The sequence below is a fragment of the Rhodanobacter sp. LX-99 genome (assembly GCF_018599185.1).
Taxonomy (GTDB): domain Bacteria; phylum Pseudomonadota; class Gammaproteobacteria; order Xanthomonadales; family Rhodanobacteraceae; genus Rhodanobacter.
Genome location: NZ_JAHFVL010000001.1, coordinates 1,207,833 through 1,233,860 on the forward strand (window position 1 = coordinate 1,207,833; position 26,028 = coordinate 1,233,860).

The following is a 26,028-nucleotide window of genomic DNA, read 5'->3' on the forward strand; positions in this document are numbered from 1 at the left end:
GTGCAATCCTCTCCCCAACCCCTCTCCCGGAGGGAGAGGGGCTTGAAGCTCACAGTTCGCGCAGCGCCGTGGTCACCGGCAGCCGCGCCGCGCGCACGGCGGGGAACAGGCCGCCGATGAAGCCGATCGCCAGCGCCCACTTCAGGCCGGTCCACAGCAGCGCGGGAGTCACAGCCAGCTTGAAGCTGAGCGTGCCGACCGTGCCCTGGGCCAGGGTCGAGGCGCTGTAGCCGTTGAACACCAGCCAGGCCAGCAGGCCGCCGACGATGCCGCCGAGCAGCGCCAGCAGCATCGTCTCCAGCATCACCGCCACCACCACCGGCAGACCGCGGAAGCCGATCGCGCGCAGCGTGGCGATCTCGCGGGCGCGCGTGGCCACGGTGGCGAACATGGTGTTGAGCGCGCCGAACACCGCGCCGATGGCCATGATCACGCCGACCACGATGCCGATGATGCTGATCGCCTTGGTGACGCCCTCGGACTGCTTGCGGAAGTAGTCCAGCGTGGTGCTGGCATCCACCTGCAGGCGCGGGTCGGCGGCGAGCGCCGCCTTGAACGTGCCGAAGGCCGCGGGGCCGGTCAGGCGCACGAACACCGAGGTGCGGCTGCTGCCGCGCCGGTAGGTGTCGGCGACCACGTTGGCATCGCCCCACAGTTCCGAGTCCATCGCGTTGTTCGACTCGAACACGCCGACCACGGTCCAGATCTGGCTGCCCAGTTTGATCTCATGGCCCGGCGTCAGTCCGGCGAACTGGCGCTGCGCGCCCTTGCCCGCCACCAGCTCGCGCAGGCCGGGCTTGAACTGGCGCCCGGCGACGATCTTCACCTCCGGGCGCAGCGCCCAGGCCTGCTCGCCGACGCCGCGCATCTGCACGCTGCCCTCGTCGCCGCTGCCGTCGCTGAGCGGCAGGTTCGCCGCCACCACCAGCTCCGGCGAGGCGACCGGCTTGCCGGCGGCGTCGCGGGCGATGCCCGGCGCCTGCGCGATCACCGTGGTGCTCGCGTTGTCGAGCACCGAGGACACCTCCGACGCCGATCCCCCGCGCAGCACGATGGCGGTGTCGGCACTGCCGCTGCGCCCCAGCGTCTGCTGGTAGCCCACGCCCATCGCCAGCATCGACACCAGCACCGCGACCACGCCGGCGATGCCGATGACCACCACCGACGAAGCGCCGAGGCGCTGCGGCAGGGTGCTCACGCCGACGCGGGTGACCGAGCCCGCCTGCCGGCCGGTGCGCGCCAGCAGCATCCACAGCGCGAACAGCACGGCGAGCGCCAGCAGCAGCGGCCACGGCAACACGGTCCAGGCAACGATACCGGCGACGACGATCAGGCACAGGCCGAGGCCGCGCAGAAACGATTTCAACTTGTTCATGGCGGATACTCCTTCAGCGGCCGGCCAGCGCATCGACGATGTTCAGGCGCATCGCCCGCAACGCGGGCAGCACTCCCACCAGCAGGCCGATGGCGACCATCAGGCCCACGCCCAGCAGCCAGCTGCCCGCGTGCACCGGCGGCATGTTGATCACGCCGCCGCTGCCGGCGCTGACGATCGGCCCCAGCACCGCCGCCAGCCCCAGTCCCAGCACGCCGCCGAGCAGCACCAGCAGCACCGATTCGGCCAGCACGATCATCAGCACGCTGGTGCTGGAAAAGCCGATGGTCTTCATCACCGCCAGCTCCGAGGTGCGTTCGCGCACCGCCTGCGCCATGGTGTTGCCGGTCAGAAACAGCAGGGTGAAAAACACCGCGCCCATGATCGAGAACACGATCAGGCCGACGTTCGCCATCTGCTTGATCCACGACGCCATCGCGGCCTGCTCGGTCTGCGTCCGGGTCTCGTGGTCGGAGTTGGCCGACAGCGCGTCGATGGCCTGCACCACCCGGTCGGCCTGGGCGGGGTCGGCGACGCGGCTGACGTACCAGCCCACCTCCCCCTGGTTGTAGGGGTTGGACTCGTCGAAGTACTTCCAGTGCATCAGGATGCCGCCCTGCAGGAACTCGCCGTGGCTCGGGTCCTTGGCGTGCATGATGCCGGCGATGTCGAAGGTCCAGGTCTTGCTGCCGTCGCGGTTGGGGAAGATGTTCGACATCAGCGGGATCTTGTCGCCGACCTTCCAGTGGTACTTCTTCGCCAGCACGTCGCCGACCAGCACGCCGGTGCGGGTGGCGTCGAACGTCTTGCGCTCGGCCGGCGTGATGGCGATCTCGGGGTACATGTCGATGTAGTTCGGGCTGACCGCGAAGGTGAAGATCTGGTTGTGCGCGTCCTGGTAGGCGCCGCCGAACCAGTTGGCGTAGGCCACGTCCTTCACGCCGGGTACGCCCGCGATCTTCGCCTGCAGCGCCGACGGCAACGGCTGGATGAACGACAGCTTCGAGCCGGTCTGCAGGCGCTCGGCGCCGGCCGCGCTCTTGCCGGCATCGGCGAAGCTGGTGCGCACGCCATCGAGCATGCCGAACAGCAGGAACGCGGCGACGATCGACACCAGGGTGAGGATGGTGCGGGCCTTGCGCCGGAACAGCGCGGCCCAGATCAGGTGGAGGTATTTCATCGTTGCCTCCTCAGGCCAGCGCCTGCTCGACGAGCGTGCCCTTGTCCAGATGCAGCGTATGACTGGCGTATTCGGCCGCCTTCGGGTCATGCGTGACCATCACGATGGTCTTGCCGTGCTCGCGGTTGAGCTGCTGCAGCAGGCCGAGCACGTCCTCGGCGGACTGCCGGTCGAGATCGCCGGTGGGCTCGTCGCAGACCAGCAGTTCGGGGTCGGAGACGATCGCGCGGGCGATCGCCACGCGCTGCTGCTGGCCGCCGGAAAGCTCGCCCGGCTTGTGGCTGGCGCGGTCGGCCAGGCCGACCAGCTGCAGCGCGATGGCGGCGTTCTTCTTGCGCTGCGCGGCCGACAACTTGGTCAGCAGCAGCGGCAGTTCCACGTTGCGCTGCGCCGACAGCATCGGCATCAGGTTGTAGAACTGGAACACGAAGCCCACGTTCGACGCGCGCCACTTCGCCAGCGCGCCGCCGCCGAGCTGGTCGATGCGCTGGCCGCCGACGCTGATGCTGCCGGCGCTCGGCGCGTCCAGCCCGCCGATCAGGTTGAGCAGGGTGGTCTTGCCGGAGCCGGACGGCCCCATCAGCGCGAGGAAATCGCCTTCCGCGATGTCCAGGTTGACGTGGTGCAGCACTTCGACTTTCTGCTTGCCGCGCTCGTAGGTCTTGGCAAGGTCCTTGATCTCGATCAGCGTGCCCATGGCAGTTCTCCGATGAATGAGTGGATGCGCCTACGGCGCCTTGATCCGGACGTCCGAACCGTCGCGCAGTTCGGCCGGCGGCGACACCACCACGCTGTCACCCGGCTTCACCGCCGCGGGCAGCAGGCGCAAATCGCCATAGGTCCGCGCGGCGGGATTCACCGTGCGCTGGCGCACCCGGCTGCCGTCGAGCACGAACACCACGCTGTGGCCGTCGCGCTGCACGATCGCGGTGGCCGGCACCAGCACGCCTTGCGGTACGCCGGCGCTGGCCTTCGGTTTCTCTTCCAGGAACGACACCCGCGCGCCCATGTCGGGCACCACGCGCGCGTCCTTCTTTTCCAGCGCCACGCGCACCTTGATGGTGGCCTTGCCGCGGTCGGCGGTGGGCACGATGGCGACCACGCGGGCGGGAATCTTCCAGTCCGGATACGCATCCAGCACCGCATCGGCCGGCATGCCCGGCTTGATCCGGCCGATGTAGGCCTCGTTGACGTCGACGTCGATCTCCAGCGAATCCATGTCGACGATGGTGCCCACGCCGGTGCGGGTGAAGCCGCCGCCGGCGGACAGCGGCGAGAGGATCTCGCCGACCTGCGCATCCTTGCTGGTGACCACGCCGCTGAACGGCGCGCGCACCACGCAATAGTCGAAGTTGACCTGCGCCACCGCGGCCTGGGCGTCGGCGGCCTTGGCTTGCTGCTGCTGCGCGTTGAGCTGCGCGCGCAGGCTGTCGACCTGGGTACGCGCCTGCTCGGCGCTCTGCTTCGACACCAGCCCGCGGGCGGCCAGCGATTCCAGCCGCGCGGCGTCGTGGCTGCCCTGCGCCAGCTGCGTCCGGATCTGCGCCACCTGCGCATGCGCCGAGTCGGCCTGCGCCTTGGCCGCTTCGAGCTGGGCCTTGTAGCCGCTGTCGTCCAGCCGCGCCAGCACCTGGCCGGCGCTGACGTGGTCGCCTTCCTCGATCAGCACCGCGGTCAGCGTGCCGGTGATCTGCGCCGACACCGTGGCCCGACGCCGCGCGGTGATGTAGCCGGTCGCCTGCAGCACCGCGCCCGCCTCGCTGCCGGCGCTGGGCGCCACCGCCGTGGCAGTCTGCACGGTTACCGCCTGCTGGCCGAAAAACAGCCGCGCGGCGCCGCCGAACAGCAACAGCAGCACGACGATCGCGCCGCCGATCCACAGCCAGCGCCCCGGGTTGCGCCCGTGGTCCTCGCGCTGGTGGCGTTCGATGCGCAGCTCCTTCAACAGTTCGGCGTTGTCCACGTCCACTCCTGCTCAAACGGCCATGTTCCAGGTGACGGGGTGCATCATGGACGCCCGGCCGGCGCGCTGCCAGAGCATGGCATCAACCATCGACGGTGACAGCTGTCATTCGCACCCCGCCGCCATCCCGTAAATGACGAACGGGAGCGCGCGGGATCGACACGCCGCGGCAGCGCCTCGTTCCAGGCTTTGCTACGCTTGCGGCCATGGACTATGCCATCGCCCCACCCGCCATCCCCAGCCTGCCGGTCATCGGTTCCGACCGGCGTTTCCCGATCCGTCGGGTGTTCTGCATCGGCCGCAACTACGCCGAGCATGCGCGCGAGATGGGCGCCACGGTGGACAAGTCCGCGCCGATGTTCTTCTGCAAGCCGGCCGATGCGGTGGTCGCCGACGGCGCCGATGTGGCGTACCCGCAGGCGACCGCCGACCTGCACCACGAAGTGGAGATGGTGGTGGCGCTGGGCGCCGGCGGCCGCGACCTCAGCCCCGAGCAGGCCGCGGCCCTGGTGTGGGGCTATGGCGTGGGGCTGGACCTGACCCGTCGCGACCTGCAGGCGCAGGCCAAGGCCAAGGGCCATCCGTGGGACGTGGCCAAGGGCTTCGACCACTCCGCCCCGGTCTCCGCGCTGCGCCCGGCCGGCGCGGCGACGGTGGACGCGCAGACCGTGCTGCGGCTCAGCGTGAACGGCGAGCTGCGCCAGCAGAGCACGCTGGGCGAGATGGTGCACGACGTGCCGCACATCCTGGCGGCGCTGTCCACGCTGTTCGAGCTGAAGGCCGGCGACCTGGTCTTCACCGGTACGCCGGCCGGTGTTGCTGCGTTGCAGCGCGGCGACCGCTTCCATGCCGAGCTGGTCGGCGTGGCGGAACTGCACGGCCGGATCGTCTGAGCTTCCACGAAGCCTTCATCTGTTCGCGCATACCTTGCCTTGTCGCGCTACATTCGACACGCCATCCGGCCCAACCAAGGGGAGTACCAGCAGCATGAGCATGATCAGCGAATTCAAGGCCTTTGCCATGCGCGGCAACGTCATCGACCTGGCGGTCGGTGTGGTCATTGGCGGCGCCTTCGGCAAGATCGTCACCTCCCTGGTCGACCAGATCATCATGCCGCCGATCGGCTGGCTCACCGGCGGCATCGACTTCTCCGCCATGAAGTGGGTACTCAAGCCGGCCGACGTCACCGACCCGGCGCACAAGGTGGCCGAAGTGGCGATCCAGTACGGCGCCTTCATCAACACGCTGATCCAGTTCATCATCATCGCGTTCGCGATCTTCATGGTGATCAAGGGGATCAACAAGCTCAGCCGCAAGCAGGAAGAGGCGCCCGCCGCGCCGCCGGCCGACGTGGCCCTGCTGACCGAGATCCGCGATTTGCTGAAGAACAAGCCATAACGAAAGAAGCCGCGGCTTCGCAGGGCGGGCATTGCCCGCCCTGCGGGGTTCCCGGCCACCCATGACTTCTGGCCTAAGCGGCAACGGGCAACAACGCCATAATCGGGGTTTACCCAGCGGAGTCCCCCGATGCGCCGTCTTCCCCTCACCCTGCTCGCCGCCGGCCTGCTGGCCAGCGGCATCGCCAGCGCCGCCAACACCACGATTCCCGCCACGGCCGTAAAGACGGCCGAACAGTTGCGCGACAAGGCGCTGCACGACGACACCGCGTACAAGGTCACCGCCTCGCTGACCACCGAGGTCGGCGCGCGCATGGCCGGCAGCGAGGCCGACCGCCGCGCGGTCGACTGGGCCGTGGCGAAGTTCAAGGAACTGGGCTACGACAAGGTGTACACCGAAGCGGTGACGTACCCGCTATGGGTGCGCCGCAGCGAGCACGCCGCGATCGTGGCGCCGTTCCCGCAGCCGCTGACGCTGACCGCGCTGGGCTATTCGCCCGCCACGCCGAAGGGCGGGCTGACCGCCGAGGTGGTGAAGTTCGACACGCTGGATGCACTGAAGGCGGCCGACCCGGCCAGCGTCAAGGGCAGGATCGTCTACGTCGACTACCACATGGAACGCGCGAAAGACGGCCACGGCTACGGCATGGGCTCGGCCGTGCGCACCGCCGGTCCAGTGATCGCCGCGGAAAAGGGCGCCGCCGGTTATCTGCTGCGCTCGGCCGGCACCGACGCGCACGAACGCGCGCCGCACACCGGCGTCACCGGCTTCCGCGACCTTGCCAAGGCGATCCCCGCCGCCGCACTGACCAACCCCGACGCCGACCAGCTCACGCGCGTGCTCGCCTATGGCAAGCCGGTGACGCTGAAGCTCGATCTCGACTGCGGCGTGGTCGGCGAATACACCGGCGCCAACGTGATCGGCGAGATCACCGGGCGCAAGCACCCCGACCAGGTGGTGGCGATCGGCGGCCACCTCGACTCGTGGGACCTGGGCACCGGCGCGATCGACGACGGCGCCGGCGTGGCGATCGCGATGGCCGCCGGCAAGCTGATCCGCGACCTGCCGCGGCGGCCCGACCGCACGATCCGGGTGATCGCGTTCGCCAACGAGGAGATGGGCCTGTGGGGCGGCCGCGCCTACGCCGAGAAGCACGGTGCCGAGGTGGCGAAGTTCCAGCTCGGCACCGAGTCCGACTTCGGCGCCGGCAGGATCTGGCGCATGAGCGCCAGCGTGAAGCCCGAGGCGCGCGATGCGATCGGCCAGATCGCCAAGGTGCTGGAGCCGGTCGGCGTGGCCTACGACGCCACGCGTCCCGGCGGCGGCGGTTCGGACTTGTCGCAGATGCACGCCAAGGGCATGGCCGCGCTGTCGCTGACCCAGGACGGCACGAAGTACTTCGACTGGCACCACACTCCGAACGACACGCTGGACAAGATCGACCCCGCCGAGCTGGCGCAGAACGTGGCGGTGTACGCGGCGTTCTCGTACATGGCCGCCCAGGCCAACGGCGACTTCGGCTCCGCGCCGGGCGCGTTCGCGCAAGACGGCGCCGGCGACTGAGCCGACTAACTGCTCCCTCCCCTGCATCGCGGGGGCAGGGAGCAGTTCGCTACTTCGCGTAGTACTGCCCCGACGCCACCAGCGGTTCCGGGATGCAGAACGTCTTCGGCCGCACGGTGATCGCGATCGGCACCAGCACTTCCTTCTCGACGCCGCCCACGCTGGCGCACGAGGTCTCCGGCGGCAGCCGGTAGTGGATGATGCGCACGGTGTATTGCGGGCAGACGTCCGAACAGGGGAATTCGGCGACCACCGGCACGTTGCGGTAGCGGCCCAGTGCCACCGTGGTGTTCATCAGCGCGGCCTTGTCCCACGGCTGGGCGGCCCAGGCCCGCAGGGCGGCGGCGTCCATCTGCGCGGGGGTGCCGGCGCAGGCGGTGGCGCCGATGGCCATGCCGGCGACGGCGGCGAATACGGTGACGACCGATGTCAGGCTGCGCATGTCCGCTCCCTCGATGACGGAGCGGCCAGCCTAGTCGCGGACGGCTGAACGCCGCAAGCTAGCGCGCCGGCGATGTCCTGCCCGATTGCTGGAAGCGCTGCTGCAGCTGGTCCATGTAGATATAGATCACCGGCGTCAGGTACAGCGTGAGGACCTGCGAGAACACCAGGCCGCCGACCACGGCCAGGCCCAGCGAGCGGCGCACCTCGGCGCCGGCGCCGATGCCCAGCGCGATCGGCAGGGTGCCGGCCATCGCCGCCATCGTGGTCATCATGATCGGACGGAAGCGCACACGGCAGGCGTCAGAGATCGCCTGCGCCGGCGACATGCCTTCCTCGCGCTGCCGTTCCAGCGCGAAGTCGATCAGCATGATCGCGTTCTTCTTGACGATGCCGATCAGCATCACGATGCCGACGAAGGCGAACAGGTCCAGCGAGGCGTTGAAGATCACCAGGGTCAGCAGCGCGCCGACCGCCGCCGCCGGCAGGCCGGACAGGATCGTCAGCGGATGGATGAAGCTCTCGTACAGGATGCCCAGCACCAGGTAGATCACGAACACCGCCAGCAGCAACAGCATGCCCATGCCCTGCATGGATTGCTGGAACGCCTGCGCGGTGCCCTGCACGCTGCCGCTGATGGTCGCCGGCAGGCCCATCGTGTCCATCGCGCCATCGATGCTGGCCACCGCGTCGCTGAGCGACACGCCCGGCGCCAGGTTGAACGACACCGTCACCGCCGGCAGCTGGCCCTGGTGGTTCACCGTCAGCGCCTGCGGCTCGCGGCTGAAGCTGGCCACCGCGCTGAGCGGCACCAGGCTGCCGCCGTTCGAGGTGACGTACAGCTGCGACAGCACCGCCGGGTCGTCCTGCAGCTTGCGTTCGACCTGCAGGATCACCCAGTACTGCGTGGACGAACCGTAGATGGTGGAAACCTGGTTTTCGCCGAAGCCGATGCCCAGCGCCGTCTGCACCTGCGCCATGGTGAGACCGAGCGGCGCCAGCTTGGCGCGATCGACCTTGACCACGATCGACGGGCTGTTGAGATCCAGGTCGTTGGTGACGTCCTCGAAACCCGGCAGCGCGGCGAACGCGCGGGTCACCTTGCCGCTCCAGTCGTACAGCTGGTCGAGGTTCACCGACTGCAGCGTGTACTGGTATTGCGCCTTGGACTGCCGCCCGCCGATCTGGATCGCCGGCGCGTTCTGGATGTAGCTGCGGATGCCCGCCACCGTCGCCAGCTTCGGCCGCAACTCCTGGATGATGCCGTCCGGGCCGAGCTTGCGTTCGTGCGCCGGCTTCAGCAGCAGCAGGATCGAACCGTTGTTGATCGTGCTGCGCGCGCCACCCGCGCCCACGGTGGACATGTAGCCGGCGATGTTCGGATCCTTCGCCACGATGTCGACCAGCCGCTGCTGGCGCGCCAGCATGCCCTCGAACGACACGTCCTCCGGCCCTTCCGTGTTGACGCGCAGCTGGCCGTTGTCGCCGGCCGGGATGAAATCCTTCGGCGTCGCGTAGAACAGCAGCGCGGTGGCCAGCAGGCTCACGCCGAAACCGGCCAGCACCAGCCGCGGGCGCTCCATGCACCAGCGCAGGCTGTCCGCGTAGCCGCGCTGCACGGCGCCGAAGCCGCGGTCGAAGCCGGCGACCAGCCAGTTCTTCCTGCTCTTGTCAGGGTCGCCGTGGTCGTGCGCCTTGACGAAGCGGCTGCACAGCATCGGCGTCAGCGTGATCGCGACGATGCCGGAAATCAGGATCGCCACGCTGATCACCACCGCGAACTCGTGGAACAGTCGGCCCACGATGCCGCCCATGAACATCACCGGGATGAACACCGCGATCAGCGACAGCGTCATCGAGAAGATGGTGAAGCCGACCTCGCCGGCGCCCTTCAGCGCCGCCTCGTACGGCGGCACGCCCGCCTCCATGTGGCGCACGATGTTCTCCAGCATCACGATCGCGTCGTCCACCACGAAGCCGACCGCGAGGGTCAGCGCCAGCAGCGAGAGGTTGTCCAGGCTGTAGCCCAGCGCGTACATCACGCCGAACGTGCCCAGCACCGAGATCGGCAGCGCCACCGCCGGGATCAGCGTGGCGGACAGGTTGCCGAGGAACAGGTAGATCACGAACACCACCAGCGCGCCGGCCAGCAGCAGGGTGAACTGCACGTCGTCGACCGAGTCGCGGATCGACTGCGAGCGGTCGTACAGCGTGTCCAGCGTGATCGACGGCGGCAGCCCGGCGCGGAAGCTGGGCAGCACCGCCTTGATCCGGTCCACCGTGGCCACCGTGTTCGCGCCCGGTTGGCGCTGGATCGCCAGCACGATCGCCTGCTTGCCGTTGTACGAACTGACGCGCTGGTCGTCCTGCACGCTGTCGCGCGCCTGGCCGATGTCGCCCACGTGCACCGGCGCGCCGTTGCGGTATGCCACCACCACGTCGTTGTAGGCGGCCGCGCGCAGCAGCTGGCCGTCGCTGCGAATCGGCAGCTGCTGGCGCTTGCCGTAGAGCGAGCCGGTGGACTGGTTGACGTTGGCGTCGGCGATGGCGTCCTGCACCTGGTCGATGCCGATGCCGCTGGCGGCCAGCCGGTCCGGGTCCACGCTGATGCGTACCGCGTATTTCTGCGAGCCGTACACGTTCACCTGGGCCACGCCGTCGATCATCGACAGCTGCTGCGCCAGCTCGGTCTCGGCGTACTCGTCGACCTGGGTCAGCGGCATCGTCGACGAGCTCATCGCCAGGTACAGGATCGCCGCGTCGGCCGGGTTGACCTTGCGGAACGTGGGCGGCGTGGTCATCTCCTTCGGCAGCTGGCGCAGCGCCGAGGAAATCGCCGACTGCACGTCCTGCGCCGCCGCGTCGATGTTGCGGTCCAGCTCGAAGCTCAGCGTGATCGAGGTGGAGCCGAGCGCGCTGGTCGAGCTCATCGAGCTGATCCCGGCGATGGTCGACAGCCGGCCTTCCAGCGGCGTGGCCACCGCCGAGGCCATCGTCTCCGGCGAAGCGCCGGGCAGGCTGGCGCTGATGCTGATGGTGGGAAAATCGACGTTCGGCAGCTCGTTCACCGGCAGCTGCGGATAGGCGACGATGCCGAACACCAGCAACGCCGCCATCAGCAGCGTGGTCATCACCGGGCGGCGGATGCAGAGCTCGGGGATGTTCATCCGATCACCCCCGCTTGACGGTGGCGGCGCTGCCGTCGACCAGCAGCATCTGGCCTTCGGTCACCACCTGCTCGCCGGCCTTCAGGCCCTTGTCGATGACGGTGCGCCCGGCGCTGGTCGGACCGGGCGTGACGTAGCGCTGCCATACCTTGCCGTCGGCGCCGAGCACGAACACGAAACTGCCGCTGCTGGAACTCTGCAGCGCATGCACCGGCACGCTGACCACGTCGGCCAGGCGCGTGGTGGGCAGCGTCACCTGCACGAACTGGCCGGGGACGAGCCGGTGGTCGGCGTTGTCGAAGCGCGCCTTCAACACGATGGTGCCGGTCGTGGCGTCGACCGCGTTGTCGATGAATTCCAGCGTGCCGGCCAGCGGCGTGCCCTTGTCGCCGGAGAGGGTCACCTGCACGGCGATCGCCCCGCTGGCCAGCGCGGCGCGCACGGCGGGCAGGCTGTCCTCGGGGATGTTGAACGCCACGCGCACCGGCTCGACCTGGTTGAGCACCACGATGTCGGTGCTGTCGGCGCTGATCTGCGCGCCCGGCCACACCAGCGGCGCGCCGGCGATGCCGTCGAACGGGGCGACGATGCGCGCGTAGTCGAGCTGGGTCTGCGCCAGTTCCTGCGCGGCGCGGTCGCTCTGCAGGCTGGCCCGGGCCACCGCCAGGTTGGCCTGGTACAGGTCGTAGTCCGCCTTCGAGACGAAGCCCTTGGCCAGCATGTCGGCATAACGCCGTTGGTCGGCCTGCGCCTTCTGCAGCAGCGCCTGGTCGCGCGCCACGCTGCCGCGCGCCTGGTCCAGTTGCGCCTGCAGCAGGCGCGGGTCGATCTGCGCCAGCACGCTGCCCTTGCGCACCAGCGCGCCGGGCGTGAACGACAGCGATTGGAGCTGGCCGGAGACCCGCGCGCGCAGGCTCACCGTCGACCACGCCTCGACCCGGCCCACCAGCTTCAGCGACAACTCGACGTCGCCCCGGATGGCGCTGGCTACTTCGACCGGCACCGCTGCCGGCGCCCTGGTGGCCTTGCTGCTGTCGCCGGCACCACGCCCGAAGTGCATGGCCATGGCGATCGCCAGCAGGACAGCCACCACGAGGACGATTTTTTTCCAGAACATGCGCGGGGGCTTCTCGATCTTCGCGCCACGCGCGGTGGCGATGGCGGGGTTCTTGCGCGGTCGGGGAACCGCAGGGCCGGTGACCATGCACCAAGCCTGTTACAACGCGTGTGACGGCTTCAGGTTGACCCGCCGGAAGACACGCCAGTTTCCCACTATGCCGCGGATTGTGCTGCGGACGGACCCCGACCTATGGCACTGGTCAGTGCCGCCGCATGCGCGCATCAGGGTGTGCCGTCGCCCTGCTCCAGCGCCTGCAGGTTGTCCTTGATCCGGCCGATCACCGCCAACGCCTGCCGCAGCTCGTCGTGGTCGATGCCGCGAGTGGCATCCTTGCGCAGCTCGCGCGCGATGATCTCCATGTCGCCCACGATCACGCGCGCCTGGTCGGTGACGTACAGCCGCCAGGCGCGGCGGTCCTTCGGGTCCGGCCGGCGCTCGACGAAACCGGCCGCCTGCAACCGGTCGATCACCCGGCCCACCGCGATCGGTTCCATTTCCAGGAACTCGGCCAGCTCGGTTTGCCGCAGGCCCTCGCGGTGGTACAACACCTTGGTCGCGCGCCACTGCGCGCGGGTCAGCCCGAATTTCACCGCGCGCCGGTCGAAGTGCTTGCGGAACAGCAAGGTCACGTCGCTGAGCAGATAGCCGAAGGAAATGTCTTCCGTTTTCGCCATGACCTGTTGCCACCCCGCCGCGCTCGAATACCCGCCTGAAGCATAAGGTAAGCCGCCACCCCATGCCCATCCAGGTCATCCACGCCGACATCACCCGCCTGGCCGTGGACGCTATCGTCAACGCGGCGAATCCCGGCCTGCTCGGCGGCGGCGGCGTGGACGGCGCGATCCACCGCGCCGCCGGACCGGCCCTGCTGCAAGCCTGCCGCGCGCTGCCGGAAATCGCGCCCGGCGTGCGCTGCCCCACCGGCGAGGCACGCCTCACGCCGGGCTTCGCGCTACCCGCGCGCTGGGTGATCCACACGGTCGGGCCGGTCTGGCATGGCGGCACCCGGGGCGAGGCGCAGTTGCTGGAGTGCTGCCATCGCAACTCGCTGCAACTGCTGCGCAAACAGCGGCTGCATACGATCGCGTTCCCGGCGATCAGCTGCGGCGTCTACGGTTACCCCGCCGCGCGGGCCGCCGCGGTGGCGGTGGCCACGTTGCGCGATGCGCTGGCCGCCACGGATGACATCGACGTGACGCTGTGTTGTTTCAACGATGCCATGCGCGCGGTGTTCCAGCACGCGCTCAATGCAGCTTGAACGGATACAGCGGCGGCAAACCCGAGCTTTCGTCGGTCGCCTCCGGGGCACGCCAGGCGAAGCCGCGCTTGAACGCTTCGGCCAGGTTCGCGCCGGCATCGTGTGACGGCGTGGCCGCGTAGTGGCGTTGCTGCAGGGTTTCGATCGCCGCGCGTTGCGAGGCATCGTCCAGCGCCGCCGACAACTCGCCCAGGTGCTGGATCGCCGGCCGCTCCGCGCGCGCCCAGGCCAGCAAGGTGCGCACCTGCGCGGCCGGATCGCTGCCGCGCGCCGCGGCAAGAAAGGCCAGCTGGCAGCTGCGCGTCGAGGTGCGCGCCGCAGCCGTCGGCATCACCGGCGACGCGCGCCGGCGGCGCTGCCACAGCCACCAGGCCAGCACGCTGAGCAGCCACAGGCCGAGGCTGGCCAATGCGATCCAGCGCCATGGCGTGGGTGTCGTCGCGCCCGGGACGGTGTTGCCGGCGACACCGCTGTCCACCGCTGCGGCTGGTGCGGGCGGCGGCGTGGCAGCCGCACCGACCGCCGGCAGCACGGTGACGCTGTGCGCGGGAATCTGTGCCACTTCCATCTTGTCGGTCAGCACGTTCCACCACTTCAGGGTGGTGGCGGGGATGGTCAGCGTGCCGGCGCGCTCGGGCACGATCGCGAACGACTGCTGGCGCCGGCCGATGATCCACTGGCCATCCTGGCGGTTGCCGGTGACCGGCTTGTCCGGATACACCGTGGCGCCGTCCAGCGGCGGCAGGCTCAGCGCCGGCAGCGCCTCGTACGACAGGCCGCTGGCCTGCAGGTTCATGGTGAGGTTCAGCGGCTGGCCGACCCGCGGCGGCGCATCCTGCGCGGTGGGCCAGCCGTCCAGGCTCAGGCTCAGCTGGCGCGCCGGCAGCCACGCGCTGCCGCCCCAGTCGGCGGGCGCCGGTTTCACCTCGATCATCTGCGCCGGCGCACTGGCGCTGACCGGCACGGTGGCGCCGAAGAAGCTGTTGGGATCGTTCGGATCGGCGGCCTCGCCCTGGAAATCCACCGGGGGAATCTCGACCTTTCCGGCGTGCTGCGGAATCAGCGCGTAACGTTGTTCCAGCACGTGATACGTACGCCCGCCGCGCTCCGCATCGTAGTTCAGGCCCTTGCCGAGCGCGCTGACTTCCACGCCGTCGGCCTGCGGTGGCGGCGGCGCGTCGCCGCCGATGCGGTTGGCGTAGTACAGGCGCACCACGTAGGTCAGCTGCTGGCCGACATAGCCGTGCGCCGGCTCGACCTGCGATTCCATGAAGACGTCGCGCTGCGTGGCGGCGGCCGCGGCCGGGTCCGGCGCCGTCACGGTGAGCTGCAGCGGCGCGGTGCGGCTGCCGGCCACGCTCAGGGCGGGAATCTGCAGCACGCCGACGTGGCGCGGACGCAGTGCCACGCCGAAGGTCAGTTCCGAGCTGGCCTGGCCGTTGATCACGCTGAGGCTGTTGTTCTGCGAAGTGCCGAGCAACTGGAAGTCCTGGCTCAGCGCGCGCAGGTCGGGCGCGGCGACGCCGCCGGCATCGCCCTGGACGCGCACGTTGAGCGTCACCGTTTCGCCCAGTTGCACGTGGTCGCGATCCAGCGTGGCGGTCACCTCGACCGCACTGGCCAGCGCCGGGATCAGCGCCAGCATCAGCAAACAACTGCATACGACATGTCGAAACATCACGGCTGTCCATCCTCGCTCGGTGCGCCGCCGTGGCGCTGCTGGTATTCCAGTTCGAACTTGCGCCGCAGCAGGGCGCCGGGGTCGTCCGGCACGCGCTGCAGGGCGTGGCGCAGGTCGGCCGGCAACTTCGCCTGCGGATCGTCCTTGGCCAGCGCGCCGAGCTGGTGCCCGGCCTTGCCGTCGCCCGGCTTCGCCAGCGCGGCGTCCATCTGCTGCTTCAACGCCTGCCGCGCCTGTTCCGCCTGCGCCTGCTGCTCGGCCTGCTGCTGCGCGGTCTGCGGCTCGGGCTGATCGGCGCCACCCTGCTCGGACCTGCCCTGCTGCGACTCGTTTTTGCCGGACTGATCCTGCGCCTGCGACTTGCCATCCTGGCCCGGCTGGCCGGACGGCTCGGCGGCGTCCGCTGCGGACGACCGATCCTTCGCATCCTGCTTGCCGCTCTTGCCCTGCTCGCCCTGCGACGACTGGTTCTGCTTGCCGCCGTGGCCCTCGTGTTCCTTCTGGTCCGACGGCTGCTGTTGCTGCCGGCGCAGCCAGTCCTCGACCGCCTGGCGGTTCGCCTTCGCATCGGCGTTGGCCGGGTCGAGCTGCAATGCATGGTCGTAGGCCGCGAGCGCCTTCTGGTATGCGCCCTGTTTCGCCAGCGTGTTGCCGAGGTTGTACGCCGCGTCGCCGCCGGGCGCCTGCTGCAGGGCCTGCGCCGCGGCGGCGTAGTCGCCGGCGCGATACGCTGCCGCGCCACGCCAGGCGGGATCGCGCGCGAGCTGTTGCGCCTGCTTCGCGTCACCCGCGCGCAAGGCCTGTGCAGCCTGCTGGTCGCGGCGCTGCCAAAGGTCCTGCCACGTCGTCGCCGCGGCCGTAGCCGGCCATAACGGCAGCACGACCAGCGGCAGCAACAGCAGCCAGCCGCGGCGGAACGCCAGCGCCACCACCAGCAGCAGCGGCAGCAGCAGCCACGCACCGCGGTCCTGCCAGGCGTCGCCGACCTGCCCGTCGGCCAGCGTCGCCTTCGCGCTGCGCAGTTGCGCATGCAGCGCGTCGACGTCGCGCCGGTCTGCGCTCATCGCCACGTAGCGGCCCCCGCCGGCAGCGGCCAGCGCCGCGAGCGCGGCATCGTCGCGACGGGCCAGCAGCATGCTGCCCTGCGCATCGCGCAGGAAGCCGCCATCGGGCAACGGCACCGGACCGCCCTGCGGCGTGCCCACGCCAAGCACCGACACCTGCACGCCGGCGGCGTTCGCCTTGCGCGCGGCGGCCGCGGCCGCGGCATCGGCCTGGTCGGTGATCAGCACCAGTGAACCGCCGCTGGCCTTGCCGTCGCGGATCAACTCCACGCCGCGCTCGATCGCCGCGGCCGCGTTGTCGCCGTCCACCGGCATGGTGTCCGGCGCCATCGCCTCGAGCAGGTCGTCGAGGCTGTGCGCATCGGAGGTCAACGGCGCCACCACGAAAGCCTCGCCGGCGTAGCCGACCAGCGCATTGAGGCCGTCCTGGTTGGCGCGCAGCAGGTCGCGCGCCTTGTAGCGTGCGCGATCGAGCCGGCTCGGCGCCACGTCGCGCGCCAGCATGTGTTGCGACAGCGAGATCGCCACCACCTGCGCCGCACGGCTCGCATACAGCGGCTGCTCGACGCGGCTCCATGTCGGTCCGGCCAGGGCCAGTGTGCACAGCGTCCAGCCCAGCGCGAACAGCCACAGCGGCAGGCTGCGGTTGCCGGCGCGCCCGCGCAGCAGGTGCGGCAGCAGTTCGGCATCGACCAGCCGCGACAGTTCCACCTGCGCCACGTTGCGGCGCGCGCCGAGCCAACCCAGCAGCGGCAACAGGAGCAGCGCGGCCAGCCACCACGGCCGCAGGAAATGGAATTGCTGCAGCAGTTCGCTCATGCGGGCAGCTCCCGTGCACGGGCGAAGCGGCGCGGCACGATCACCAGCAACAGCAGCGCAATCGCGGCCAGCAGCGGCCAGCGGAACAGCTCATGCCGCGGACGCAGGCTAGGGCCGTGCTGCGGCATCGGTTCCAGCGCGTCGATCGCGCGATACGCGTCGGCCAGCTCGCCGCTGTCGGTGGCGCGGAAGAAGCGCCCGCCGGTCTCGTTGGCGATGTCGGTGAGCATGTCCGCATCGAGGTCGGCCGAGGGGTTGACCAACTGGCTGCCGAAGAAACCGGGAATGCGCATGCGTGTGGCGCCGATGCCGATGGTGTAGATGCGCACGCCGGCCGCCTTCGCCGCGCGCGCCGCGTCGCGCGGCGCGATGCTGCCGGCGTTGTTGACGCCGTCGGTGAGCAGCACCAGCACGCGCGCCTGTTCGGGCAAGGCTGACAGCCGCTTCACCGCCACCGCGATGGCGTCGCCGATCGCCGTCTCGGTGCCGGCCAGCCCTACCGCCGCGCCCTGCAGCTGCGCGCGCACCGCAGTGAGGTCGTAGGTCAGCGGCGTCACCAGGAAGGCCTGGCTGCCGAACAGGATCAGCCCCATCTCGTCGCCGCTGCGGCGGCTGATGAAGTCGCCGGCGATCGCCTCGACCGCACCGAAGCGGCTGACGTCCTGGCCGGCCAGTTGCATGTCGCCGGTGCGCATGCTGCCGGACAGGTCCACCGCCAGCATCAGCGCGCGCCCGCTGCGCTGCTGCGCCTGCGGCGGCCCCACCCATTGCGGCCGCGCCGCCGCGGCCAGCAGGCACAGCCAGGCCAGCGCCAGCAGCCACGGCGTAGCGCCGCGAGCGCGGTTGCCGGCGACGGTAGCCAGTCGCACACCCGGCTGCGGCAGATGCAGCGCCTGCCCCGGCGCGGCCGGACGCAGCCAGCGGCGCAGCAGCCACGGCAGCGGCAGCAGCACGATCACCCAGGGCCAGGCGAACTCAGGCATCGGCGCGCTCCGTCGCGGCTGGCTTCCAGTTCGCCGGCTTCAACGCCAGTCGCAGCCACGACCTCACGGCCATCACGCTGGCCGCATGGTCGAACGGTGCGGGTGGTCGATAGACCTGCCGGTCCAGCGCCAGCAGCTGCTGCAGCGTGGCGGTATCGACCGGCACCCGCGCCAGCGTCCGCCGCCAGGCGTCGCCGCGTTGTCGCGCAGCCTGCGCATCGTGTTGGCGCGCCACTCGCCGCAACAACTGGTGTAATGCGCTCGCCAACGCAAGCCCATCGCCGTCACGCTGATGCTGCTGCGCGAACCGATCGAGTTCGCCGAGCACTTGGCGACGCTGGCGAAGCGCGCGGCGATGCCCTCGCCACCACCAGATGCCGGCCAGCAGCAGCGCCAGTGCCAGCGCGGCGAGCAGCCACCAGCCCGGGGCCGGCGGCCACCAGGACGGCTCGGGCGGCAGATGGATATCGCGCAAATGGGGACCGGGCGGCGATGGCGCGGGCTGGGCAGACGGCGGCATCATCGCGTCGGCCTCCGCGCGCCGAGCAGGCCGCTGACCGCATCGAACGCATCGGCGGCGGTGTCGATGCTGTTCCAGCGCAGGCCCAGCGACTGCGCCAGCTCGCCCAGCCGCGCCGGACCGGCACCCAGCGCCCGCTGGAAATCGCTGCGCTGACGCTCGGACTGCAACAACACTTCGCAGCGTTCGCCGGCATGTTCCAGCGGATAGCGTCCCGGCGGGGCCGGCGCCAGTTCCAGTGCATCGGCCACCACCAGCACGCTGACCCCGGCATGCCGGCCAAGGTCAAGCAGGCGCTGCCGCGCCGATGCATCGCAGCTGAATCCGTCGCTGACCAGCAGCACGCGGCTGGCACCATGCAGCACGCGACTGGCGCGGGCCAGCGCATCGGACAACGGCTCGATCCGATCGGACGCGGGCTGCGCATCCCATTCGGCCAGCGCGCCGCACACCGCCAAGGCACCGCGCGGCCCGGCCTCCGGCCGCAGCAGCTGGTCGGCGTGGCCGAACGCCATCGCCCCGACCCGCTCGCCGGCGCGCACCGCGTACCACGCGGCGGCGGCGGCGGCGCGCGCCGCCTGCACCGACTTGAAACGCGCGCGGGTGCCGAAGCGCATACTGGCGTGAGTGTCGAGCAGGATCAGCAGGCAGCCTTCGCGATCTTCCTGGAACAGTTTGGTGTGCAGCTTGCCGCTGCGCGCGGTGAGCCGCCAGTCGAGCCGGCGCACGTCGTCGCCGGCCTGGTAGACGCGCGACTCGGCGTAGTCCATGCCGCGGCCGTATAGACGGCTGGACTGCTGACCGCTGCGCGCGGCACGGCTGAGCAGCGGCGCCATGCGCACGCGGCCGACCCGCGCGCGCAGTGCGATCAGTTCGGCCAGTGCGACCCGGCTGCGGCCGTCGCCATCCGCACGGTGTGGCGCGACGGCGTTCACGGCAGCGGCACGAGATCCAGCAGGCGGTCGATCACCTGGTCCGGCCGCACGCCCTCGGCTTCCGCTTCGTAGCTGAGCAGCACGCGATGGCGCAGCACTTCGTGGGCGATCGCGTGCACGTCTTCCGGCAGCACGTAATCGCGACCGGCCAGCCACGCCTGCGCGCGCGAGCAGCGGTCCAGCGCGATGGTGGCGCGCGGACTGCCGCCCCAGGCGATCCAGCGCTTCAGCTCGGGACCGTAGCGGCCGGCGTCGCGGGTGGCCAGCACCAGCTGGGTCAGGTATTCCTCCAGCGCCGGCGCCATGTGCACCGCCATCGCCGCATCGCGCGCGGCGAACACGTCGGCCTGGCTCAGCAACGCCGGCGGCGCGGCGACGGGATGAGCGCGGCGACTGGCCTGGCCGCGCGCCAGCTTGAGGATCGCCAGCTCGGCGACCGCATCCGGATAACCGATCGTCACGTGCATCAGGAAGCGATCGAGCTGGGCCTCCGGCAGGGTGAACGTGCCTTCCTGCTCGATCGGGTTTTGCGTCGCCATCACCATGAACAACTCGGGCAGCGGCCAGGTGCGGCGGCCGACGGTGATCTGCTGCTCGGCCATCGCCTCCAGCAGCGCGGACTGCACCTTGGCCGGCGCACGGTTGATCTCGTCGGCCAGGACGATGTTGTGGAACAGCGGGCCGCGCTCGAACTCGAAGCTGCCGGACTGCGGGCGGAACACGTCGGTGCCGGTGAGGTCGGCCGGCAGCAGGTCGGGGGTGAACTGCACGCGATGGAAGTCCGCCTCGATGCGCGCCGCCAGCGCCTTCACCGCCGTGGTCTTGGCCAGGCCCGGCGCACCCTCGACCAGCAGGTGACCGTCGGCCAGCAAGGCCACCAGCAGGCAGTCGATCAAATGCGGCTGGCCGATGATGCATTGCTGCAGGTCGTCGCGCAGTTGCACGAACGACTGCTGCAGGCGAGTCGGCGTTGAGGTTTCGGGCATATCCATGAGCGGGTTCCGTTCTTGACGTGACAGCGGCGCAGCCCGGTGCGCGGCAGGACGCAGCGGACCGGATGGCGTGCTACAGACCATCGGCAACGCAGGAAGTTTAATCGGCCTTGGGCAGCCTGGCCTCTGCGCACAAAAAAAGAGGCGGCCGAAGCCGCCTCTTTCACTGCAAGCTTGCGCGATTACTGCAACGTGTCGCTGAGGATGCGCGGCGTCACGAAGATCAGCAGCTCGGCCTTGGTATTGGTCCGCGATGTCTTGCGGAACAGTATCCCAATGCCGGGAATGTCGCCCAGGCCGGGAACCTTGGTCATGGTGTTGGACTTGTTGATCTCGTAGATGCCGCCCAGCACCACGGTCTGCCCGTTGTCGACCAGCACCGAGGTGTTGATCTCGCGGGTGTCGATGGTCGGGATCTTGCCGCTGCCCGGCGCATCCACGTAGCCGGCCAGCGCGTCCTTCTTGACGTTGATCATCAGGTAGACGCGGTTGTCGGCGGTGATCGTCGGGGTCACCTTCAGCTCCAGCACGGCGTCCTTGAACTGCACCGTGGCGGTGCCGCTGCCGGCGCCGCTGCCGGCGCTGTTCTGGAACGTGACGTAGCCGATTTCCTGGCCCTGGCGGATCACCGCTTCCTGCTGGTTGGCGGTAATCACGCGCGGGCTGGAGATCACCTCGCCGCGACCCTCGGTCTGCGCCGCGGAGAGCTCCAGGTCTATCGCGTAGTTGGCGCCGAGGATGGCCAGACCGAAGGTGCCGGCCGCCGGATTGACCGGCAGGTTCACGTTGAGGCCGCCCGAGGTCACGTTGCCGCCGCCGATGCCGGCAGTCAGCGCCGGCGTGGCCGTGGCGGCGTTCTGGAACTCGGTGTTGTTGACCCGGCCGTTGACGCCGAACTTGGCGCCCAGCTCGCGGGTGAAGTCGTCGCTGGCGACCACGATGCGCGACTCGATCAGCACCTGCTGCACCGGCTTGTCCAGCACCGCGATCAGTTCGCGCAGCTGCCGGATCTTCTCGGGCGTGTCGTTGAGCAGCAGCGTGTTGGTGCGCTCGTCGAACGACACGCTGCCACGCGGCGACAGGAAGCCGCGCTGGGTGTTGCCGCCGCTGGCGCCGCCACCGCCCTGCTTGCTGCCGCTGGTCAGCAGCGTGGCAATATCGGCCGCCTTGCCGTAGCTGATCGGTACGTAGTCGGTGACCAGCTCGGCGGTGTCCTGCGCCTTCAGCTTGGCGTCGGCCACGTCCTGTTCGTACTTGGCCAGCTCGGCCTGCGGCGCGACCCACACCACGTTGCCGTTGCGGCGCTTGTCCAGGCTCTTGGCGCGCAGGATCACGTCCAGCGCCTGATCCCACGGCACGTTGACCAGGCGCAGGGTGACGCTGCCGCCGACGCTGTCGGAGGCGACCAGGTTGAGGCCGGAGATGTCCGCGATCAGCTGCAGCGCCGAACGCACCGGGATATCCTGGAAGTTGAAAGTGACGCGCTTGCCGCTGTAGCTCGGCTCCTGGCCCAGCTTGGCCAGCTTGGCGTCCTTGGCGTCGGCTTTCTTCGGCGCCACTTCGACCACGTACTGGTCGGCCGTCTGGTAGGCCGAAGTCTCGACGTCGCCCTTGACCGCGATTTCCATGCGCGCACCGCCGCCGTTGCCGGCGCGCGTGACGATGGACTGCACCGGCGTGGCGAAGTCCAGCGTATCCAGGCGCTGGGCGAGGTTGGCCGGCAGGTTCGCGTGGTCGACGGTGACTAAGACCTTGTCGCCCTTGCGGGTCATTTCGGCATTCGCGCCGCTGCCGCTGAAGTCGATCAGCACGCGGCCTTCGCCGTTCGGGCCGCGACGGAAGTCGATGTTGGAGATGGCTGGACCGGCCGATGACGACGGCAAGGCCTTGGTCGGGTCGATCGTGGACGCGGTGGTCACGGACTGGTCCGTGCTGCCGTTGTTGACGGTCAGCACCAGGCTGTTGCCTTCGACGCGCGAGCGGTAGCTCGACTCGCGCATCAGCTCGACCACCACGCGGGTGCGTCCGCCGGCCGATACCGCGGATACGCCGGAGGTCGAGCCCTTGCCGATGTCCAGATGACGCGGGGCCGCGTTGTCGGTGTCGGCGAAGTCGACCGCGATGCGCGGCGGGTTGCCGGTGGTGAAGATCTTCGGCTGCGGCACCGGGCCATCGCCGAAGTCCATGTGCAGTTCGACGCTGCCGCCAGGCAGTGCGTCGTAGCTGATGTTCTTCAGCGTGGTGGTGGCTGCCATCGCGGCGCTGGCCCAGGTGGCGCCGGCGATCAGCAGGCCCATCAACATGTAACGGCTCGCATGGCGCATGACACGGCCCCGGACGGATTGGATTTGGTTGGTCATTGCATCAGCCCCTGTCTACCTATTTCGCGTCAAGCGCGATGCTGGCCGGACGTTCCATCCAGCCACCATTCCCGTTGGATACCAGCTCGACCAGATCGATATGGTCCTCGCTGATCGCCGTGATGTGCCCGTAGTTCTGGCCCATGTATTCGTTGACATGGACTCGATGGATCACACCACCCGGGTCCTTGACCAGTACCTCCATGCCCGCACCGGTACCGACCGTGCCGACCATCTTCAGGCTGTCCAGCGCGAACAGCTCCAGCGGCTGCTTGGCGCGGTTGGCATCGGGCCGCGGGCCGCTGGTGGCGCTGTTGTTCTCCAGCTCGGCCGTGCTCGGGCTGAACGGATCACGCCGGTCCTGGTCGTCGTACTTGAACGTCTCGAACGTCTTGATCACCGGCAACGGCTGGATCGGCGCGCCCTTCTTGGCCTTTTCCTGGGCGACCCAGGTGCGCAGGTCGGACATGCCGCGGGTACAACCGGCCAACACCAGCACGGCAGCCAGCATCAGCAACAGACGCGCCACGCGGGTCGGCTTGATGGCAGTCAACTTGTTCATCATTTCGCGCCCCCCGCCTTCTTGCCGGCGCCAGCAGTGGAGCTCTCTTCGTCATCCAGATAACGGTAGGTCTTCACGGTGCCCTGCAGGACCAGCTGGCCGCTCGAGGTGCCATCGCCCTTGCTGGGCGTTTTCGGCGTCAGCGAGACGTCATGCAGGGTCAGGATCACCACCCGCGGCAACGACGCCACGCCGCTGATGAACGCGCCGAACTGGTGGTAGGTGCCGGTCATGCGCAACGTGATCGGCTTCTCCGCGTAGAAGTCCTTCGGGGTTTCCGGGCCGGGCTGGAACAGCTCGGTCTCCAGGCCGGCGGACTGCGCGGTCTGCGAGATGTCGATCAGCAGTTCGGGCATTTCGGTCTTGCTGGGCAGCTGGCGCAGCAGCTGGCGCAGCATGTCCTGCATCTCGTCGAGTTGCTGTTGCAGCGCCTCCAGGTTGACCGACTTGGCCTGCTTGGTGGAGAACTCCTGCTTGAGCTGGTTTTCCTTGCCGACCAGCGTATTCAGGCTGTCCTGCTGGTCGCTGACGAAGAAGTACCAGCCCACCAGCAGTACGAAGCCCAGCAGCAGGACGGTGAAGAAGATCTTGACCGATTGCGGCCAGCCGCCGACGTTGTTGCGGTCGAGGTTCTGGATATCGTTGATGAAACTCATGATCCGGCACCTCCCGTGGCAGCTGGCGCACTCACCGGCCTGGCTTCCGGAGTGGCCGTTGTCGCAGGTTTCGCCGGCAGGGTGGTCGCCGCCTTGGCTGCCGCACCGAGCGCCGCCGGTACCGCCGGAGCCGCGCCGGAACTGGCGCCAGCCGGCAACACCGGGGTCTTACCGTCGGTTTCGTCGGACTTCGGCTTGCTCAGCAGCACGTTCAGGCCAAACTCGTACGGCATGCGGGTGCCGTTATGCGTGTTTTCGGTCTTGCGCAGATCGGCGTGGCCCATCCACGGCGAAGTCTCGATGTTGCGCATGTACTCGGCGACGCTGGCGTTGGACTGCGCCACGCCGTCGAGCGACATCGACTGGCCGCCCTGTTTCAGACCGGTCAGCCGCGCGCTGGTGGGAATCGTCTTCACCAGTTCGTCGAACAGATGCACCATCTGCGAACGGTCGGCCTGCAACTGCTCGATGATCTGCTTGCGCGCGAGCAGGTGCTCGCGCACCTTTTCCAGGTCCTTGATCTTGGCGATGCGCACGTCCAGCTGCTTGATCTCGGTCTGCAGGTAGGCGTTGCGCTCGTTCTGGTTGTCGATGCGCTGATCCATCCAGAAGACCCACAGCAGCAGCACGCCCAGTCCCACCACGAAGGCGGCGACGAGCTGCATGTAGAACTCGCGTTCGCGTTGCTTGCGCCGCTCGGCGCGCCACGGAAGTAGATTGACGTGTGCCATCAGTCGAAGCTCCTCAAGGCGAGGCCGACCGCGATCATCAATGCGGGGGCGTCCTGCGCCAGCGACTGTGCCTGTACCCGTGGCGACAGCGACATGCGGGCCAGCGGATTGGCGACGACGCAGGGCACGCCGAGCTGTTCTTCCAGCATCGGTCCCAGCCCCTCGATCGAGGCGCAGCCGCCGGCCAGCACCACCTGGTCGACCTTGCTGTACTCGCTGCCGGCAAAGAAGAACTGCAGCAGGCGGCTGATCTGCTGGATCAGCGATTCCTTGAACGGTTCCAGCGCCTCGGTCTCGTACGACTCGGGCAGGCCGCCCTTGCGCTTGGCGCGGCCGGCCTCCTCGTAGGAGAGCCCGAAGCGGCGCATGATCTCGTCGGTCAGCTGCTTGCCGCCGAAGACCTGCTCGCGCGAGTAGATCGTGCGCTGGTTGCGCAGCACCGACAGCGTGGTCATGGTGGCGCCGATGTCGACCACCGCCACCAGCGCGTCGCGGCCGACGTTGAGCTGGTCGGCGATCATCGCGAAGGCGTTCTCCATCGCGAACGCCTCGACGTCGATCACCGCGGCGGTAAGCCCGCCCAGGTCCAGCGCGGCCACGCGCATGTCGACGTTCTCGGTGCGCGAGGCGGCCAGCAGCACGTTGTTCATGTCGGGGTTGTCGCGGACCGGACCGAGCACCTCGTAGTCGAGGCTGACTTCGTCGATCGGGTACGGGATGTACTGGTTCGCCTCGACCTGGATCTGGCCTTCCAGGTCGTCGTCGGAAAGATCCGCGGTCATCGGGATGATGCGCGTGATCACGGCCGACCCGGCCACCGCGGCAGCGGCGTGCTTGAGCTTGGAGCCCGAGCGTGCCAGCGCGCGACGGATCGCATCGCCCACCGCCTCGACCTCGACGATGTTCTTCTCGACCACGGCGTTCGGCGGCAACGGCTCGACCGCGTAATGCTCAACGCGATAACGACCGCCCGCCTGACTTAGCTGCAGCAGCTTGACGGCGGTCGAACTGATGTCGACACCAATCAGCGCCGGCTTCTTCGGTGTAAAGAGCCCCACGGTGTTTCCCCCTTGCCGCTGACGCCCGTAGCCAGAATCCTGGCGGGGTGCGCAGTGGCATTAAATCGAAAAAATAACGCAATGGCAACGGTCTACGGGAACTTTCTCAAGTAATTGGCGTGATGCCCGCCACATTTATAGGGAAGCCCCTCTTGGCCTGACCCTTGCTTTGGAGGCCAGCTTTTGTATTGGTCGACCGCTG

The 26,028-nt window shown here is 69.1% G+C and carries 23 protein-coding genes; 4 read left to right on the forward strand and 19 right to left on the reverse strand.

Going from position 1 to position 26,028, the window contains the following annotated elements; genetic code table 11:
• Positions 1-49 precede the first annotated feature (49 nt).
• The 4 genes from KK131_RS05770 to KK131_RS05785 are packed head-to-tail and all read right to left on the reverse strand — an operon-like array spanning position 50 to position 4,524.
• Positions 50-1,375, reverse strand: coding sequence for an ABC transporter permease (locus KK131_RS05770; protein WP_214555735.1), 1,326 nt, complete (start codon positions 1,373-1,375; stop codon positions 50-52).
• A 13-nt stretch (positions 1,376-1,388) separates the two neighbouring features.
• The gene (locus KK131_RS05775; protein WP_214555736.1) at positions 1,389-2,555 is read right to left on the reverse strand and encodes an FtsX-like permease family protein; all 1,167 of its coding nucleotides are present in this window, start codon (positions 2,553-2,555) and stop codon (positions 1,389-1,391) included.
• Between the two features lie 10 nt (positions 2,556-2,565).
• Positions 2,566-3,252 (reverse strand): ABC transporter ATP-binding protein, encoded by a 687-nt coding sequence (locus tag KK131_RS05780; protein WP_214555737.1) that lies wholly within the window; start codon positions 3,250-3,252, stop codon positions 2,566-2,568.
• 30 nt (positions 3,253-3,282) lie between these two features.
• The gene (locus tag KK131_RS05785; protein WP_214555738.1) at positions 3,283-4,524 is read right to left on the reverse strand and encodes an efflux RND transporter periplasmic adaptor subunit; all 1,242 of its coding nucleotides are present in this window, start codon (positions 4,522-4,524) and stop codon (positions 3,283-3,285) included.
• 200 nt (positions 4,525-4,724) lie between these two features.
• Here KK131_RS05785 and KK131_RS05790 point away from each other — a divergent pair, with 200 nt between their 5' ends.
• The 3 genes from KK131_RS05790 (at position 4,725) to KK131_RS05800 (ending at position 7,479) form a co-directional block, all read left to right on the forward strand.
• Entirely contained in the window at positions 4,725-5,411 is a 687-nt protein-coding gene (locus KK131_RS05790) for a fumarylacetoacetate hydrolase family protein (RefSeq protein ID WP_214555739.1), read from the forward strand.
• A gap of 94 nt (positions 5,412-5,505) precedes the next feature.
• On the forward strand, positions 5,506-5,916 hold the full coding sequence (gene mscL / locus KK131_RS05795; RefSeq protein ID WP_214555740.1) for a large-conductance mechanosensitive channel protein MscL: 411 nt from the start codon (positions 5,506-5,508) through the stop codon (positions 5,914-5,916).
• Between the two features lie 129 nt (positions 5,917-6,045).
• On the forward strand, positions 6,046-7,479 hold the full coding sequence (locus tag KK131_RS05800) for a M20/M25/M40 family metallo-hydrolase (RefSeq protein ID WP_214555741.1): 1,434 nt from the start codon (positions 6,046-6,048) through the stop codon (positions 7,477-7,479).
• 49 nt (positions 7,480-7,528) lie between these two features.
• Here KK131_RS05800 and KK131_RS05805 read toward each other — a convergent pair whose 3' ends face one another.
• The 4 genes from KK131_RS05805 to KK131_RS05820 form a co-directional block, all read right to left on the reverse strand.
• Positions 7,529-7,921 (reverse strand): hypothetical protein, encoded by a 393-nt coding sequence (locus tag KK131_RS05805; RefSeq protein ID WP_214555742.1) that lies wholly within the window; start codon positions 7,919-7,921, stop codon positions 7,529-7,531.
• Between the two features lie 58 nt (positions 7,922-7,979).
• The gene (locus KK131_RS05810) at positions 7,980-11,087 is read right to left on the reverse strand and encodes an efflux RND transporter permease subunit (protein WP_214555743.1); all 3,108 of its coding nucleotides are present in this window, start codon (positions 11,085-11,087) and stop codon (positions 7,980-7,982) included.
• A gap of 4 nt (positions 11,088-11,091) precedes the next feature.
• Positions 11,092-12,204 carry an efflux RND transporter periplasmic adaptor subunit gene (locus KK131_RS05815; protein WP_214556658.1) on the reverse strand — a complete coding sequence of 371 codons (1,113 nt, stop codon included), beginning with the start codon at positions 12,202-12,204 and terminating at the stop codon, positions 11,092-11,094.
• Positions 12,205-12,428: 224 nt separating this feature from the next.
• On the reverse strand, positions 12,429-12,881 hold the full coding sequence (locus KK131_RS05820) for a MarR family transcriptional regulator (protein ID WP_214555744.1): 453 nt from the start codon (positions 12,879-12,881) through the stop codon (positions 12,429-12,431).
• Between the two features lie 62 nt (positions 12,882-12,943).
• On the opposite strand from KK131_RS05820, the gene KK131_RS05825 reads away from it, so the two are divergent.
• Positions 12,944-13,465 (forward strand): O-acetyl-ADP-ribose deacetylase, encoded by a 522-nt coding sequence (locus KK131_RS05825; RefSeq protein WP_214555745.1) that lies wholly within the window; start codon positions 12,944-12,946, stop codon positions 13,463-13,465.
• Here the strand turns inward: KK131_RS05825 and KK131_RS05830 are convergent.
• The 11 genes from KK131_RS05830 to KK131_RS05880 all read right to left on the reverse strand — a co-directional run bounded on the left by KK131_RS05830 (position 13,452) and on the right by KK131_RS05880 (position 25,826).
• A complete protein-coding gene (locus tag KK131_RS05830) occupies positions 13,452-15,110 on the reverse strand; it encodes a BatD family protein (RefSeq protein WP_214556659.1) in 1,659 nt (552 codons plus the stop codon). The genes KK131_RS05825 and KK131_RS05830 overlap by 14 nt on opposite strands.
• A 32-nt stretch (positions 15,111-15,142) precedes the next feature.
• A complete protein-coding gene (locus KK131_RS05835) occupies positions 15,143-17,029 on the reverse strand; it encodes a tetratricopeptide repeat protein (RefSeq protein ID WP_214555746.1) in 1,887 nt (628 codons plus the stop codon).
• Entirely contained in the window at positions 17,026-18,012 is a 987-nt protein-coding gene (locus KK131_RS05840; protein ID WP_214555747.1) for a VWA domain-containing protein, read from the reverse strand. The genes KK131_RS05835 and KK131_RS05840 overlap by 4 nt, the downstream gene beginning before the upstream one ends.
• Positions 18,005-18,487, reverse strand: coding sequence for a DUF4381 domain-containing protein (locus KK131_RS05845; RefSeq protein ID WP_250887049.1), 483 nt, complete (start codon positions 18,485-18,487; stop codon positions 18,005-18,007). Before KK131_RS05845 ends, KK131_RS05840 begins: the two co-directional genes overlap by 8 nt.
• A gap of 44 nt (positions 18,488-18,531) precedes the next feature.
• Positions 18,532-19,467 carry a DUF58 domain-containing protein gene (locus KK131_RS05850; RefSeq protein ID WP_214555749.1) on the reverse strand — a complete coding sequence of 312 codons (936 nt, stop codon included), beginning with the start codon at positions 19,465-19,467 and terminating at the stop codon, positions 18,532-18,534.
• Complete coding sequence (locus tag KK131_RS05855) at positions 19,464-20,459, reverse strand: MoxR family ATPase (protein WP_214555750.1); 996 nt, start codon at positions 20,457-20,459, stop codon at positions 19,464-19,466. Before KK131_RS05855 ends, KK131_RS05850 begins: the two co-directional genes overlap by 4 nt.
• 182 nt (positions 20,460-20,641) lie before the next feature.
• Complete coding sequence (locus KK131_RS05860) at positions 20,642-22,783, reverse strand: type IV pilus secretin PilQ (RefSeq protein ID WP_214555751.1); 2,142 nt, start codon at positions 22,781-22,783, stop codon at positions 20,642-20,644.
• A gap of 55 nt (positions 22,784-22,838) precedes the next feature.
• Positions 22,839-23,381, reverse strand: a complete 543-nt coding sequence (locus tag KK131_RS05865) for a pilus assembly protein PilP (RefSeq protein ID WP_214555752.1) — start codon at positions 23,379-23,381, stop codon at positions 22,839-22,841.
• Entirely contained in the window at positions 23,381-24,037 is a 657-nt protein-coding gene (pilO, locus tag KK131_RS05870; RefSeq protein WP_214555753.1) for a type 4a pilus biogenesis protein PilO, read from the reverse strand. Before pilO ends, KK131_RS05865 begins: the two co-directional genes overlap by 1 nt.
• Positions 24,034-24,768 (reverse strand): PilN domain-containing protein, encoded by a 735-nt coding sequence (locus tag KK131_RS05875; RefSeq protein WP_214555754.1) that lies wholly within the window; start codon positions 24,766-24,768, stop codon positions 24,034-24,036. Before KK131_RS05875 ends, pilO begins: the two co-directional genes overlap by 4 nt.
• A complete protein-coding gene (locus KK131_RS05880) occupies positions 24,768-25,826 on the reverse strand; it encodes a pilus assembly protein PilM (protein WP_214555755.1) in 1,059 nt (352 codons plus the stop codon). The genes KK131_RS05875 and KK131_RS05880 overlap by 1 nt, the downstream gene beginning before the upstream one ends.
• Positions 25,827-26,028 lie beyond the last annotated feature (202 nt).